Raw genomic sequence first — 14,127 nt, 5'->3', positions numbered from 1 at the left:
CTCTCAGGTGTCACAATACATAGGTGTGCGGCTCATGCAAACCCGCCTTGAGGGGCTGCACCAAAAATCGGCGTGAGGGGTGTTGCCTTTTTCGCGCCACCGGGGTTTCTGGGCCGCGGCCCGAACCGCAGCGCGCAGGCGGGCCAAGCGGAAGCGTGGCCGAGTGGTTGAAGGCACTGGTCTTGAAAACCAGCAACGGGGAAACTCGTTCGTGGGTTCGAATCCCACCGCTTCCGCCAGCTCGCCGTTTCGGTGATCTGCGCCGCCCGCGTCGGGCGATCTCCAATGACTCGTCAGGTGATCCCGTTTCACCGACCGCGCCAAGGGTACGCTTCCAAGCGCGTCCTGAACTTCGGAAAACAAAAAGCCTGTTCTCCGGGCGGAGAAACTCGTCGCTCCAGAGACAGTGAGGGCCTCCCGGCCTCATTGTTTCCGGTCAAATAGTTACGCTTGATTGCGCGCCGGGCTGTTTCTGCGCTTCAGAGGCATTGTTGCGTGGGGGCGCACAGGATGTCGGCAGGTCTGATTGCACTATTGATAGGTTTCCTGGGGCTGGCAGTCGGGGGCGGCAGCAGCAGTTCCGATGATGACGGCGACCGGGAGCCGGTGAAGGATCCGGAAGAACCGACGGATGTGGTCGACGTGGGCGCCGCAGCCGAAGACACGCATCCCTTGCTGGAAAAGGACGACAGCGGTGAGGCGGAAACGCTCACCGGCGGCCCGGGGCCGGATCTGCTCTCTGCCCTCGATGACGTGCCGGACGGTGGCGACACGATCTTCGGCGGGGAAGGGGACGACCGGATCTGGGCCGACAGCGGCGATACCGTCACCGGAGGCGAGGGCGGTGATCGGATCTACGTGCCGATCACGGCGGGCGCGGATGGCCCCGTCGTCATTACAGATCTGGATTTCTCCGCCGAGAGCGACATCGAGGATGCCGACAGGGTCATCTTCGTCGATGAGAACGGCGCGGTCATTCCGCGTGAGGCCTTCTTCGACGGCAGCCTGGCCGCAGGGATCGGCGATTTGCCCGGTGGCGCGGGTGCCGCCTTCTACGTGCAGGGCGAGGTCGTGGCCGTCTTCGAGAACCAGGAAGCCCGAGACCTGTTCTACAACACGTCCTGGCTGGGCAACTTTCAACCTCACCATGAAGAGGCGACCGGCGAGGGCGAAATCTTCCGCGGCACCACCGGCAACGACAATCTGCAAAGCACGCCGCAGGATGACGTGATCCGTGGGTGGGGTGGGGCGGATATCATCGACGGGCGGGCCGGCGACGATTATCTCGAAGCCCCTGATGCGGGCAACGATCCCGCGATGGCCGATATCCTCATCGGCGGAGAAGGCTGGGATACGCTGCGCGGCGACGAGGGCGATCTGCTGATCGGCCTCGAAGGGCGCGACAGCTACGAGATCGTCGTTCCGCCGCCCGAGGGAGGCGACCCGGTCATGATCCACGGATACGAGCTGGCGTCGGAAGATGGCCTGCCCGAGACCATCACGCTGGTGGCGCCGGGGGGCGACCCGCTCTCCGCGGCGGAGGTCGCCAAAAACCTTGTGGTGGGCCGCTACGAAGACGGCCCGGGCGCCGCCCTTATCTACGAGGGCGTGACGGTGGGCGTGGTGCTCGACATCGACCCCGACGAGCTTGGCGCGACCTCCACCTGGGTTGGAAATTTCGCAACCGACAGCGTGGCAAAGCCCGAACAGCCGCTGCCACTGCCGGGCGTGCAACAGCCCTCCCAACCATCCGACGAGACGCTGGAGCTCGACCTGACCCTGCAATCGCTCGAGGAAACGGGCGAAGTCGTCACCGACCAACTGTTCGGTGGCAACGCCGTCTTCAACATCAACACCGAGGGCGGCGCGGCGCTCGAAACCTTCATGAGCGCCATAGACGAGCTGGGTGTAGAGCTCCTTCGCTTCCCGGCCGGGCGCGGTGACGGCAATGAGATGGCCGTGGACGGCGAGAACTTTCTGAATGTCGTCGAGATGTCGCCCGGTCAGAACGGCATGCCCGAGCTGCGACCTGAGCTCACCGACTTTCTGGACTGGGCGCGTGACCCCGACGGGGACGGAGATTTTTCCGACGCCCGCCAGGTGACGCTCGTCATCCCAACCAAGTTTCTGACGCTGGAAGATTACGAAGCGTTCGGAGATGAGATCGAAGCCTGGGCCACGGCGATCGCAGAAGAGTATGGTGACGTTGTCGAAGCGGTAGAGATCGGCAATGAATACTGGGGCTACATGGGCGAAGCCGAGTATGGGGCCAAGGCCAACATTGCCGCAAACGCCCTGGCCGACGGCTTTGCCGCAGGCGGGCTGACCGACGACGCACAGCCGGACATCCTCGTTCAGATGGGCGTGCCCAACACCGGCTCCGATTTTCACACCAGCCGGGATGATCGGCCCTGGTCGGTGCGCCTGGAAGCGGCCAACCAGGCGATCATCGACGGCCTCGAGGATGGCGCCCGCGATGCCATCGACGGCGTCATCGAGCATTACTACTACCGCCAGGACGACCTCATCTTCGCCGACAATGCAGCGGAAACAAACTACATCGCCCAGGAATACCGGGTGTGGGATGAGGCCTTCGACAAGGAACTCGACCTCTGGGTTACGGAGTGGAACGTCCGGACCAGCAACTATGAGGAGAGCGGCATCCGCTCCGGAGGTGTGATGGTCGAGCAGTTCGAGAACCTGCAAGAGCTTGGCGCCGACGCGGCCCACGTCTGGCCCGCTCAGCACAACACCGATAGCGACCTCGTGGGCGGGCCACGCGCCGAGCCGATCCTCGACGACGAGGGGCGCATTGTCAGCACCATCCGTGGCGCCACCTTCGACCTCATGGAAGACACGCTCATCGGAATGGAACTGATGGAGGCCGAGTTCGCCGGTGATGATGGCGCGGTTGAGATCAACGTCTGGCAGGATGACGACAAGACGGTGGTCTTCGTGATCTCGCGCGTGCCGGAGGAAATGGACCTCGACATCGACTTTTCGGAGTTTGTGCCCGAGGCGGCCGATGTCTCCGGCGTGAAGATCGGAATGGATCGCTCGCCGATCAGCTCGGACGGCGTGCACTTCGTCTATGGCTCCGGCTTCACGGAGTCCGACTACGTGCTGATTGACGGCCGCCCCTACTACCTGAACGAGCACGACGTTCGTGCCGAGTTGACCGACTACACATTCGATGGAACCGAGCTGGAGTTCGGGCTGCTTCCGTTCGAGGTCATGATGGTGACCTTCACGCATTCCCCCGCGACCTGAAGCACAGCGCAGCCTCGGCCTTTGCGGTCGGAGCCCCTAACACTGCACACGGCGCAAGCCCCCTGGAGTGCAGGCTGGCTGCTCGCCAATGTCATTGAACGGCCACGGGGCCACGGCTGCGATGGCGGGGGGCGGGCCGACGTTTCGTTGTGCCGGATGGGCAGGCTCGTGAAACTCAAGCGGTAGAACTCGCCATCGCCACCGAAGCGCGACACGTGCTTTCGTCAAAACCAGACGTCGCCCTTTGAAGAGGTGGATTCCGCGAAAGGCCTGTAAGGGCCCTCATAACGGCAACGCGCCCGCCCCTCGGGGAGGGTGCGGGCGTGTGCCAGCCTGTTGCGGCAAGCTCAGCTTCGCGTTACCTGCGGCTCCGTTGAAAGATCAACACCGCCATTCTCGGCGGCCGGGTAGAGCACCACCTTCGCGTTCATCGGCGTGCGGCGGTAGAGGTGGACGATCTGGTTGTTGACCAGACGCGCGCAACCGTTGGACACGCGCTTGCCAATGGTGCGCGGGTCGTTGGTGCCGTGAATCCGCAAGAATGTGTCTCCGATCTGCGGCTTGAAAAGGTAGATCGCGCGGGCGCCAAGCGGGTTGTTCGGGCCGCCGGGCATGCCGTCTTCGAATTTCTTGTAGGAGGCCGGATCACGCTCGATCATCTCGGGTGTCGGCGTCCACGCCGGCCACTGCTTGCGCGCGCCCACAAAGAAGGTGCCGGGCTCATAAAGCCCAGGGCGGCCAATACCGCAGGTGTAACGAATGGCGCGACCGCCCCCCAGCGTAAGGAAGAGCGCAAAGCGGCTCGGGCTCACGTGAATCTCCTGCGGGGCCAAGTCCTTGGAAACATTCACATAATGCGGAAGCAAATGCACCGGCAGCCCATAGGGCTTGAGGGTTTCGTCATAGGCCAGGGCCGGGGCTCCGGCCACAAAGCCAGCCGTCAGCGCGGCGCTGCCGGCAAGGAAGTCTCTTCTTTTCATGTCACTCGAACCTTGGGCGATTTTCCGCGAATGTGCCCAAAACAGGCTGAAAACCCAAGAGCTTTGTGCGTTTTTTCACGCAGAGGTCATTCCGCGCTCGCATATTTTCGGCGCAGCGTGAGCTTGGAGACCTTGCCTGTCGCCGTCAGCGGCAGCTCCTCGACGAAGAGAATTTCGTCGGGCAACTGCCAGCTGGCGAAATGCGGCGCCAGCACGTCGCGCAGCGCTTCGGGGGCAGGGGCCTCGCCCTTGGGCACCACCACCAGCATCGGCCGCTCGCCCCATTTTTCGTGCGGCACGGCGATGGCAGCGCAATTGGCCACGCCCGGGTGACCCATCACCACATTCTCCATGTCGATGGAGGATATCCACTCGCCGCCCGACTTGATGAGGTCCTTGCTCCGGTCGGTGATCGAGAGCAGCCCGTCGGGCGTGATCTTCGCGATATCCCCGGTGCTGAACCAGCCGTCGCCGTCGATTGCCGCCGTGCTGGCCTCGGCGTTGTTGTAATAGCCCGCTGCGATGGTGTTGCCCCGCACAAACAGCTCGCCCTCCGCCGTGCCGTCCTGCGGCTGCGGGCTGCCATCCTCTCCGACGAGCTTCATATCCACGCCAAAGGCCCGCCGCCCCTGCTTCTGCTTGATGTCGAGCTTCTCCGAAAGCGGTGCATCCGCCATGGACGGGGGCAGGTTGCCCACCGTGCCGATCGGGCTCATCTCGGTCATTCCCCAGGCGTGGCACACATCCACGCCCTTGTTCTCGAAGGCCTCGATCATCGCCCGTGGCGCGGCGGAGCCACCCACCACAAGGTGGCCGAACCCCTCTGTCAGCCGCCCCTGCGCGGAGATCTCCTGTTGCAGACCCAGCCAGACCGTCGGCACACCCCAGGCCGAGTAGACCTTCTCGGCGTCCATCAGCTTGAACAGCGAAGGCCCGTCCAGCCCCGGACCGGGCATGATAAGCGAGGCGCCGGTGAGCGGGGCCGAGTAAGGCAGGCCCCATGCGTTGACGTGAAAGAGCGGCACCACCGGCAAAATCCGGCTGCCCTCGCGCAGAACCTTGGGCAGGCTGATCGCGGTGCAGAGCGCATGCAGCACCGTGGAGCGGTGCGAGTAGAGCGTGCCCTTGGGGTTGCCTGTGGTGCCCGAGGTGTAGCAAAGCGCGGCGGCGGTGTTTTCGTCGAACTCCGGCCAATCGTAGCATTCCGGCTGACCAGCCAGCATCGCCTCGTAGTTCAGCAACTCCACCATGCTCTCGGGCTGCTTGTCCTCGTCCACCATGGCCACATAGCGCAGGCCCGGAGGAAAGTGCGGCGCGAGGCCCTCGATGATCGGCAGGAAAGTTGTGTCGAAGAACAGCAAACTGTCCTCGGCGTGACCCACGATATAGCCCATCTGCTCCGCCGAAAGCCGCGGGTTGATGGTGTGGCAGACGGCTCCGATGCCGCTGATCGCGTAGTAAAGCTCGAAATGCCGATAGCCGTTCCACGCCAGCGTCGCCACGCGGTCGCCGGGTTTGACACCGGCTGCAATGAGCCCATGCGCAAGCTGCGCCACGCGGGCCGCGGTCTGTGTATAGCTCTGCCGGTGAATGTCGCCCTCGGTGCGGGCCGAGACGATCCCCTCATCGGGAAAGACCTGCGCCGCATGGGCCAGAATATCCGCAATCCGCAGCGGACGGTGCATCATCAGGCCTTCCATGGCCGCTCCTCCCTGTTTCACGGCCTCCCCGCCGCGTTTGATTTCAGCCTAGGCGCCAAGCCCCGTTGCCTGCAACCGCTCCGAAGCGGTGGGGCTGCGCCATGCCCGACCTCGGGAGGGCGGTGACGAAAGCGCACCGTCCCCGCTAAAAAGCCCCGGCGTCGCCCGCGCTTCGGGCCGGACGACCAATGCCCTCCCGGGGGAGGTCGGGCATGGCGCAGTCGCGACGCGTTGTGCGGGTCGTTGAAGCTGCGTGCAACGCGCCGCTCACCCCATCGCCGACCAGCCGCCATCCACGATAATCGTCTGCCCCGTCATCCACGCCCCCGCAGGCGCGGCCAGCATCACCGCCACCCCGGCAATATCCTCCGGCTCCCCCAGCCGCTTCAGCGCATAGCTCTCCGCCACCTGCTTCGCCCGCGCCGGGTCTTCATAGAGCGCGCGGGCGAAATCCGTCTTCACCACTGCGGGCGCAATCCCGTTCACCCGGATGTTGTCGGCCCCATAGGCCACCGCCAGATTGCGCACGATCTGCGTATCGGCAGCCTTCGTCACCGCGTAAATCCCCAGATGCTCCGAGCCCTTGAAAGCCGCAATCGAGCTGACGATCACAATCGCCCCGCCGCCCTTCGCCTGCATCCCGGGCACCACGCCCTTGCAGAGCCGCATGTTGGCCCGGATGTTCACCGCGATGGTCTTGTCGAAAGCGTCATCCGGCGTGTCGAGAAACGGGCCCATATAAGGGTTCACGGCGGCATTGCAGACCAGAATGTCCACGCCTCCCAACTCGGCCTCCACCTGCTCCAACAGCCGCGCAATCGCCCGGTCATCCGATACATTGCAGGCCATCGGCACCGCCGCCGGGCCAATCTCGCCCGCCACCGCCGCGCAGGCCTCGGCCTTGCGCGACGAGATCACCACCTTCGCCCCCCGCGCCGCCATCGCCTCGGCAATCGCCCGGCCAATCCCGCGCGTCGAGCCGGTGACAAGCGCCACCTTTCCTGTCAGATCAAACAGATCGCTCATGTCGTCCTCCCTGCCGCAGATCAGAGGCAGGGCGACCGGGCTTGTCAAGCATGTGCGGAATTGTATTCTGCATTGCGAAACCGGCGCGCGGGGAGGCGCGCCAGCGGAGGACAGCATGGACGCGCGCAAGCTCTTCGACCTCACCGGCAAGGTGGCGCTGGTGACGGGCGGCTCATCCGGCATCGGCGAAATGGCCGCCGAAGGGCTCGTGCGCGCCGGGGCCCGCGTGCTGCTTGCCTCGCGGCGGGGCGATGCTTGCGAGGCGGTGGCGGACCAGCTCAACGCACTGGGCGCGGATGGCACGGCCGAGGGCTTCGCTGGTGATGTGAGCACCGCCGAAGGCGTCGATGCGCTCGCGGGGGCGGTGCGCGCCCGCACCGACCACCTCGACATCCTCTTCAACAACGCAGGCCGCAGCTGGGGCGCCCCTCTGGCAGACTTCCCCCACGCCGCATGGGACAAGGTGATGAGCCTCAACGTCGCCGGTCTCTTCGAACTCACCCGCACGCTGTTGCCGCTCCTGCGCGCCGCCGCCACTGATGAAAGCCCCGCACGCGTGGTCAATACCGGCTCGGTCATGGGGGAGGTGCCGATGGGGGATGACGCCTATTCCTATGCCGCCTCCAAGGCCGCCGTGCACCACCTGACGAAGATCCTTGCCAAGGAGCTTGCGGCGGACAGGATCACCGTCAACGCCCTCGCCCCCGGCCCCTTCGTCAGCAAGATGACGTCCTTCGCCACCGGCGATGAAGACATGCGGCGCAGGGTGGGTGCCCAAGTTCCCCTCGGTCGGGTCGGCAGGCCCGAGGATATCGCCGCCGCCCTGCTCTACCTCTGCGGCCCCGGCGGCGGCTACGTGACCGGCGCCATCCTGCCCGTCTCCGGCGGCATCAACGTGCAGACCGGCCCCGACATCTTCGCCGAGGGCAAGCCGTGAAGCTGGAGGAGCTGAAATCCCGCATCGGCGAAGAGCTGGGCGTCAGCCGCTGGTTCACCATCGACCAGCCGTTGATAAACAGCTTCGCCGACCTCACCGAAGACCACCAATATATCCACACCGACCCCGAGCGCGCCGCCGAAACCCCCTTCGGCACCACCATCGCCCACGGCTTTCTCACCCTCTCCTTCCTCTCTGCCATGGCCTATGATGCCCAGCCGCAGGTCGAGGGCCAGACCATGGGCATCAACTACGGCTTCGACCGCATCCGCTTTCTCGCCCCCGTGCCCTCCGGCGCCCGCATCCGCGCCCGTTTCACCCTCGCCGAGCTGGTCGAGAAGCGCCCCGGCGACGTGATGCTGGCATGGGACGTGACGATGGAAGCCGAAGGGGAGGCTAAGCCGGTGGTCGCTGCCCGCTGGCTCAACAAGAAATACCTGGAGGCCGCATGATTTCCTTCGAGGGCAGGGTGGCCATCGTCACCGGCGGCGCCGCCGGGCTGGGCCGCGCCCACGCGCTGGGCCTCGCCGAGCGCGGCGCCAGGGTGCTGGTGGCCGATATGGCCGATGGGTCCGAGGTGCTGCAGGCCTTCGGCGCAATGGGGGCCGACGGGCGCGCCATCCGCACCGACGTGTCCGACGAGGCCGCCGTGGCCGAGATGGTCGCAACCGCGCTGGACACATGGGGCCAGGTCGACATCCTGGTGAACAACGCCGGCCTCCTGCGCGACAAGAGCTTTGCCAAGATGGACATGGCCGACTGGCGAAAGGTGATCGACGTGCACCTCACTGGCTCCGCCCTCTGCACCCACGCCCTCTGGCCGCACTTCCGCGAGCGGAGCTATGGCCGCGTCGTCTTCACCACCTCCGGCTCCGGGCTCTACGGAAACTTCGGGCAGGCCAACTACGCCGCCGCCAAGGCCGGGATGATCGGCCTGATGAACACGCTGCACCTCGAGGGCGCGCGTTACGGCATCCGCGTCAACTGCCTCGCCCCCACGGCCCACACGGCAATGACAGAGGGCCTGCTGCCCGAAGATGCCGCCGCCCTGCTGACCCCCGAATGCATAACCCCCGGCCTCCTCTGGCTGGTGTCTGAAGACGCCCCGAGCCGGCTCATCCTTGCCGCCGGAGGCGGCGTCTTCGCCCGTGCGCAGCTTACCGAAACCCTCGGCCTCAACCTCGCGGGCACCGAGATCACCCCCGAGGCCATCGCCGAAAACGCGGCCCTACTGACCGACCCGGAGGGCGCCGAAGACCTGCCCGACGCCTTCTCCCAAACCCGCCGCTTCGCCCGCCAGGCTGCCGAAGCGCAGGCGCTCCCCCTCGATTGGAAATGACCATGCGCGACGCCCTCATCGTCTCCACCGCCCGCACGCCGATTGGCAAGGCCTATCGCGGCGCCTTCAATGCCACCACGCCGCAGGCGCTGGCGGGCCATGCGATTGCGCATGCTGTGGAGCGCGCGGACGTCGAGCCCGGCGAGGTGGGCGACGTGGTGCTCGGCGCGGCGCTGCAACAGGGCTTTCAGGGCGGCAACATCGCCCGCCAGTGCGCCCTGCGCGCCGGGCTGCCCGACACGGTGGCGGGCATGTCGCTCGACCGGCAATGCGCCTCCGGCCTCATGGCCATCGCCACGGCGGCCAAGCAGGTGGTGCACGACGGTATGCCCATGGCCATCGGGGCGGGGGTCGAAAGCATCTCGCTGGTGCAAACCCCCGCCATGCGCCGCGATCCCGACCCGTGGCTGCGTGAGCACGTCCCCTCAATCTACATGACGATGCTGGAGACGGCGGAAACCGTCGCCACCCGCTACAGTATCTCCCGCGAGGCGCAGGATGCCTACGCCGCCCAAAGCCAGGCCCGCACGGCGGCGGCCCAGCAGGCAGGGGCCTTCGATGACGAGATCGTGCCGCTTCCTTCCGTGATGAAGGTGAAAGACCGCGAAACCGGCGAGGTCTCCGACCGGTCCGTGACGCTGGAGAAGGACGAAGGCAACCGCCCCGGCACCACGGCTGAAAGCCTTGCCGGCCTCGCTCCGGTGTTCGAAAAAGGCATAGCTCTAAATGAAGGTCGCTTTATAACTGCCGGAAATGCCTCACAACTGTCAGACGGCGCATCTGCCGCAATGTTGATGGAAGGCAAGGAGGCCGAGCGCCGGGGCCTCACGCCTCTTGGCCGCTACGTCGGCATGGCCGTCGCCGGATGCGCGCCCGATGAGATGGGCATCGGCCCGGTCTTCGCGGTGCCGAAGCTGCTGCAAACCCACGGGCTGAAGATCGACGACATCGACCTCTGGGAGCTGAACGAGGCCTTCGCCGTGCAGGTGCTCTATTGCCGCGACCGCCTCGGCATCCCCGACGAGCGGCTCAACGTCAACGGCGGCGCCATCTCCATCGGCCACCCCTACGGCATGTCGGGTGCCCGGATGGTCGGCCACGCCCTGATCGAGGGCAAACGGCGCGGCGCGAAATACATCGTCACCACCATGTGCGTGGGCGGCGGAATGGGGGCTGCTGGCCTCTTTGAAGTTCTCTGAAGGGAGAGAGATATGGACCTCGGGATGACCCCGCGCGTGACGGAACTGGCCGCCAAGGTGCGCCAGATGGTGGACGAAGAGATAGAGCCGCTCGACCACGAGTTCGAGGCCGAAGTGGGCAAGCATCCCTCGGGCGACCGCTTCCAGCTCACCGACCGCCAGCTTGAAATTCTCGACACCCTGAAGGCCAGCGCCCGTGCCAAGGGCCTCTGGAACTTCTGGCTCACCGACAGCGAAAAGGGGCAGGGGCTTTCCACCGTCGAATATGCCTACCTCGCCGAAGAGATGGGCAAGGTCGGCATCGCCGCCGAGGTCTTCAACTGCGGCGCGCCCGACACCGGCAACATGGAGGTGTTCGAGCGCTATGGCTCCGACGCCCACAAGGAGCGCTGGCTGAAACCGCTGCTCAGCGGTGAAATTCGCTCGGCCTACGTGATGACCGAGCCGGGCGTGGCCTCGTCCGATGCCACCAACATATCGCTGGAGGCAAAACAGGAGGGCGACGACTGGATCCTGAATGGCGAGAAATACTGGATCAGCGGCGCAGGCGACCCGCGTTGCGCCGTCTACATCCTCATGGCCCAGACCGACCCGGACGCCGACAAGCACGCCCGCCACTCCATGTTCGTGCTCCCCGCCGACAGCCCCGGCATCGAAATCCTGCGCCCCATGTGCGTTTTCGGCCATGATGACGCACCCCACGGCCACATGCACATCCGCTTCACCGATGTCCGGGTGAAGGGCGAAGACATGCTGCTCGGCCGGGGCCGGGGCTTCGAGGTGGCGCAAGGCCGTCTCGGCCCGGGCCGCATCCACCACTGCATGCGGGCCATCGGGCAGGCCGAGAAGGCGCTGGAGCTGTTCTGCAAACGCGCGATGAACCGCACCGCCTTCAAGAAAAAGATCGTAGACCTCGGCGCAAACTACGACATCATTGCCAACTGCCGGATGGAAATCGAGATGGCGCGGCTGCTCTGCCTCAAGGCCGCATGGAAGATGGACACCGAGGGCACCCGCGCCGCCCAGCCGTGGATCTCCAAGATCAAGGTGGCCGCGCCCCAGATGGCGCTGAAGGTGGTGGACGAAGCCATGCAGGTGCACGGCGGCACCGGCATCAGCCAGGACACGCCGCTTGCCGCGATGTGGACAAACCTGCGCACCCTGCGCCTCGTCGACGGTCCCGATGCCGTGCACCGCCGCCAGGTTGCCCGGGCCGAATTGCGCAAGTACTCCAACGAGAAGATCTGAATGCCCGAGCTCATCCTCATCCGCCACGCGCAAGCCTCTTTCGGGGCGGCGGATTACGATGTGCTCTCCGATCTCGGCCACGCCCAGAGCCGTGCGCTGGGCATAGCGCTGGCGCGGCAGGGGATAAAGCCGCAGGCCGTCTACCGCGGCGCAATGCGGCGGCATCGGGAGACGCTGGAGGGCATCGCCACCGCGCTGGATCTGCCCGAGGCCACCGTGCACGACGGCCTCAACGAGTTCGACAGCAAGGCACTGCTCGCGGCCTTCGGCGGCGGCGTTCCGTCGGATCGCAAGGCCCATTTCCGCCGCCTCCGCGAGGCGGTCATCGCGTGGCAGGAGGGCGAAGTGAACGAGCCCGAGAGCTTCGCCGCCTTCACCGCCCGCGTCATGGCCGCCCAAACCGAAATGGCCGCCCACGACGGCCCGGTGCTCTGCGTCTCCTCCGGCGGTGCTATTTGCCGGATGCTCGCCGCCGCCGTATCCGCACCCGCCCGCACCATGATCGACCTGCAACTCCAGATGAAAAATTGCGCCGTCTCCCGCATCCTCGTGACGGGCAGCACAACCTTCCTCACCGGCTTCAACGAAACGCCCCATATCGACGCGGAGGCAGCCCATATGCTGACCTTCTCATGACCGCGCAAACCCTTGATACCGAGGCTGTTTCTGCCTGGATCGAGGCCCATGTCGAAGGCCACAACGGCCCGGTGACGGCCGAGAAATTCCCGACCGGCCAGTCCAACCCCACCTTCCTCATCACCACCCCGCAGGGCCCTCTGGTGCTGCGCCGCAAGCCCCCCGGCAAACTGCTGAAATCCGCCCACGCGGTGGACCGCGAATACCGCGTGCAAAAGGCCCTCGCCGCCACCGCCGTTCCGGTTGCGCAGATGATCGCCTATTGCGACGACCCTGAGGTTATCGGCTCCGAGTTCTACCTCATGGAAGAGGTGCAGGGCCGCAACTTCGACCTCCCGCACCTGCCCGAACTCTCACACACCGAGCGCGGCACCATCTTCGACGAGATGAACCGCGTCCTCGCCGCCATCCACGATGTCGATCTCACCGCCACCGGCCTTGCCGACTATGGCCCGAGCGGCAACTACTACCGCCGACAGATCGACCGTTGGAGCAAGCAATACCGCGCCTCCGAAACAGAGGCGATCGCCCCGATGGACGCCCTCATCACATGGCTTGACGCCAACGTGCCCGAGGATGACGGCCAAACCTGCCTCACCCACGGCGACTACCGGCTCGACAACCTGCTCTTCGCGCCTGACGCGCCCCGCATTGCCGCCGTTCTCGATTGGGAGCTGTCCACCCTCGGCCACCCCTATGCCGATCTGGCCCAGGTCATCATGCAGTGGCACCGCCCGCCGGGGCCGGAGGGCAGGGGGCTTGCAGGGCTCGACCGCGCCGCCGAGGGCCTGCCCGAAGATGCCGCCTTCATTGAGGCCTATTGTACCCGCCGAAACCTGCCCGGCATTCCGAATTTCGGCTTCTACCTGGCCTTCGCCAATTTCCGCATGGCGGCGATCCTTCAGGGCGTGAAGAAGCGCGCGCTCGATGGCAATGCCTCCAACCCGGAGAAGGGGTTGCAACTGGGGCGGCTAGTGCCGGGGCTGGCCGAGGCCGGGCTGGAAGCGGCAGATGGCTGAGCGGGTCGTCCTCATAACAGGCGCCGCCTCAGGCTTCGGGGCAGGCGCGGCGCAGGCCTTCGCGGCGCAAGGGGCCCGGCTGGTGCTCTGTGACATTGACGAACAGGGCCTGATTGGCCTCGCCGAAACCCTGCGCGACAGCGGCGCGCAGGTGCTCGCACGCCGGATCGATGTCACCGACGAAACTGCGCAATCCGCCCTCATCGCCGCTACGCTCGCCCACTTCGGCCAGCTCGACGTGGCGATCAACAACGCCGGCCTCGGCCAGCCCTTCACCCCGCTCTCCAAAACCGAGGCGAAGGACTTCGACCGGATCGTCGCCGTCAACGCGCGCGGTGTCTTTCTCGGCATGAAGCACCAGATCCCGCCGATGCAGGCTGCAGGCTCCGGCGTCATCCTCAACATTGCCTCCGCCGCCGGCCTCACCGGGGCGGGGCACCTCGCGGCCTATGCGGCGGCCAAGCACGCCGTCGTCGGCCTCACCCGCGCGGCGGCCGACGAGCTGGCCCGCCACAACATTCGCGTCAACGCACTCTGCCCCGCCTTTGCCGAAACCCCGCTCTTCGCCGAAATGGCCGACCGTTTCGCCAGCCACACCGGCGAAGACGCCGCGCAATCCCGCAGCCGCATCACCGCCCGCGTGCCCATGGGCCGCGTGGCCACAGTCGCGGAGGTCGTGCAGGCCATGCTCTGGACCTGTGACCCCGCCAACAGTTTCATGACCGGACAGGCCCTCGCCATCGACGGCGGGCTGACGGCGATCTAGAGGAAGC

At 66.0% G+C, this 14,127-nt stretch carries 12 protein-coding genes and 1 tRNA gene; 10 read left to right on the top strand and 3 right to left on the bottom strand.

All coding sequences use genetic code 11. The features are described 5' to 3' along the window. Positions 1–149 precede the first annotated feature (149 nt). Together DYI42_RS04380 and DYI42_RS04375 are read left to right on the top strand one after the other, a co-directional pair. Positions 150–239 (top strand) — tRNA-Ser (locus DYI42_RS04380). 271 nt (positions 240–510) lie between these two features. Further along, complete coding sequence (locus DYI42_RS04375; protein WP_213544705.1) at positions 511–3,270, top strand: calcium-binding protein; 2,760 nt, start codon at positions 511–513, stop codon at positions 3,268–3,270. Between the two features lie 347 nt (positions 3,271–3,617). On the opposite strand, the gene DYI42_RS04370 is transcribed toward DYI42_RS04375, so the two are convergent. The 3 genes from DYI42_RS04370 to DYI42_RS04360 all read right to left on the bottom strand — a co-directional run bounded on the left by DYI42_RS04370 (position 3,618) and on the right by DYI42_RS04360 (position 6,976). After that, a complete protein-coding gene (locus tag DYI42_RS04370; protein ID WP_213544704.1) occupies positions 3,618–4,250 on the bottom strand; it encodes a L,D-transpeptidase family protein in 633 nt (210 codons plus the stop codon). A gap of 86 nt (positions 4,251–4,336) precedes the next feature. Further along, positions 4,337–5,950 (bottom strand): long-chain fatty acid--CoA ligase, encoded by a 1,614-nt coding sequence (locus tag DYI42_RS04365; protein WP_213544703.1) that lies wholly within the window; start codon positions 5,948–5,950, stop codon positions 4,337–4,339. A 267-nt stretch (positions 5,951–6,217) separates the two neighbouring features. Next, positions 6,218–6,976: an SDR family NAD(P)-dependent oxidoreductase gene (locus DYI42_RS04360; protein WP_213544702.1), complete on the bottom strand. Its 759-nt coding sequence runs from the start codon at positions 6,974–6,976 to the stop codon at positions 6,218–6,220. 115 nt (positions 6,977–7,091) lie between these two features. On the opposite strand from DYI42_RS04360, the gene DYI42_RS04355 reads away from it, so the two are divergent. From DYI42_RS04355 to DYI42_RS04320, 8 genes are read left to right on the top strand one after another with little or no spacing between them, the layout of a single operon-like run. After that, positions 7,092–7,913 carry an SDR family oxidoreductase gene (locus tag DYI42_RS04355; RefSeq protein ID WP_213544701.1) on the top strand — a complete coding sequence of 274 codons (822 nt, stop codon included), beginning with the start codon at positions 7,092–7,094 and terminating at the stop codon, positions 7,911–7,913. Further along, complete coding sequence (locus DYI42_RS04350) at positions 7,910–8,365, top strand: MaoC family dehydratase (protein WP_213544700.1); 456 nt, start codon at positions 7,910–7,912, stop codon at positions 8,363–8,365. The genes DYI42_RS04355 and DYI42_RS04350 overlap by 4 nt, the downstream gene beginning before the upstream one ends. Beyond that, positions 8,362–9,252, top strand: a complete 891-nt coding sequence (locus DYI42_RS04345) for an SDR family NAD(P)-dependent oxidoreductase (protein WP_213544699.1) — start codon at positions 8,362–8,364, stop codon at positions 9,250–9,252. Before DYI42_RS04350 ends, DYI42_RS04345 begins: the two co-directional genes overlap by 4 nt. A 2-nt stretch (positions 9,253–9,254) precedes the next feature. Then, positions 9,255–10,451, top strand: a complete 1,197-nt coding sequence (locus DYI42_RS04340; RefSeq protein WP_213544698.1) for an acetyl-CoA C-acyltransferase — start codon at positions 9,255–9,257, stop codon at positions 10,449–10,451. Positions 10,452–10,463: 12 nt separating this feature from the next. Then, a complete protein-coding gene (locus DYI42_RS04335; protein WP_213544697.1) occupies positions 10,464–11,699 on the top strand; it encodes an acyl-CoA dehydrogenase family protein in 1,236 nt (411 codons plus the stop codon). Beyond that, a complete protein-coding gene (locus DYI42_RS04330) occupies positions 11,700–12,335 on the top strand; it encodes a histidine phosphatase family protein (RefSeq protein WP_213544696.1) in 636 nt (211 codons plus the stop codon). Then, a complete protein-coding gene (locus DYI42_RS04325; protein WP_213544695.1) occupies positions 12,332–13,354 on the top strand; it encodes a phosphotransferase family protein in 1,023 nt (340 codons plus the stop codon). The genes DYI42_RS04330 and DYI42_RS04325 overlap by 4 nt, the downstream gene beginning before the upstream one ends. After that, complete coding sequence (locus tag DYI42_RS04320; RefSeq protein ID WP_213544694.1) at positions 13,347–14,120, top strand: SDR family NAD(P)-dependent oxidoreductase; 774 nt, start codon at positions 13,347–13,349, stop codon at positions 14,118–14,120. The genes DYI42_RS04325 and DYI42_RS04320 overlap by 8 nt, the downstream gene beginning before the upstream one ends. Positions 14,121–14,127: the final 7 nt, after the last annotated feature.

Origin of the sequence: Vannielia litorea, from assembly GCF_018424695.1 — a bacterium.
Classification (GTDB): Bacteria; Pseudomonadota; Alphaproteobacteria; order Rhodobacterales; family Rhodobacteraceae; genus Vannielia; species Vannielia litorea_A.
The sequence above is the reverse complement of the archived record's forward strand: the minus strand, read 5'-3'. Positions and strand labels throughout refer to the sequence as shown.

Excerpts from the sequence above, each read along its gene's own strand:
- DYI42_RS04375 (WP_213544705.1), top strand. The coding sequence starts at position 511 with ATGTCGGCAGGTCTGATTGCACTATTGATAGGTTTCCTGGGGCTGGCA.
- DYI42_RS04370 (WP_213544704.1), bottom strand. The coding sequence starts at position 4,250 with ATGAAAAGAAGAGACTTCCTTGCCGGCAGCGCCGCGCTGACGGCTGGC.
- DYI42_RS04365 (WP_213544703.1), bottom strand. The coding sequence starts at position 5,950 with ATGGAAGGCCTGATGATGCACCGTCCGCTGCGGATTGCGGATATTCTG.
- DYI42_RS04360 (WP_213544702.1), bottom strand. The coding sequence starts at position 6,976 with ATGAGCGATCTGTTTGATCTGACAGGAAAGGTGGCGCTTGTCACCGGC.
- DYI42_RS04355 (WP_213544701.1), top strand. The coding sequence starts at position 7,092 with ATGGACGCGCGCAAGCTCTTCGACCTCACCGGCAAGGTGGCGCTGGTG.
- DYI42_RS04345 (WP_213544699.1), top strand. The coding sequence starts at position 8,362 with ATGATTTCCTTCGAGGGCAGGGTGGCCATCGTCACCGGCGGCGCCGCC.
- DYI42_RS04340 (WP_213544698.1), top strand. The coding sequence starts at position 9,255 with ATGCGCGACGCCCTCATCGTCTCCACCGCCCGCACGCCGATTGGCAAG.
- DYI42_RS04335 (WP_213544697.1), top strand. The coding sequence starts at position 10,464 with ATGGACCTCGGGATGACCCCGCGCGTGACGGAACTGGCCGCCAAGGTG.
- DYI42_RS04330 (WP_213544696.1), top strand. The coding sequence starts at position 11,700 with ATGCCCGAGCTCATCCTCATCCGCCACGCGCAAGCCTCTTTCGGGGCG.
- DYI42_RS04325 (WP_213544695.1), top strand. The coding sequence starts at position 12,332 with ATGACCGCGCAAACCCTTGATACCGAGGCTGTTTCTGCCTGGATCGAG.
- DYI42_RS04320 (WP_213544694.1), top strand. The coding sequence starts at position 13,347 with ATGGCTGAGCGGGTCGTCCTCATAACAGGCGCCGCCTCAGGCTTCGGG.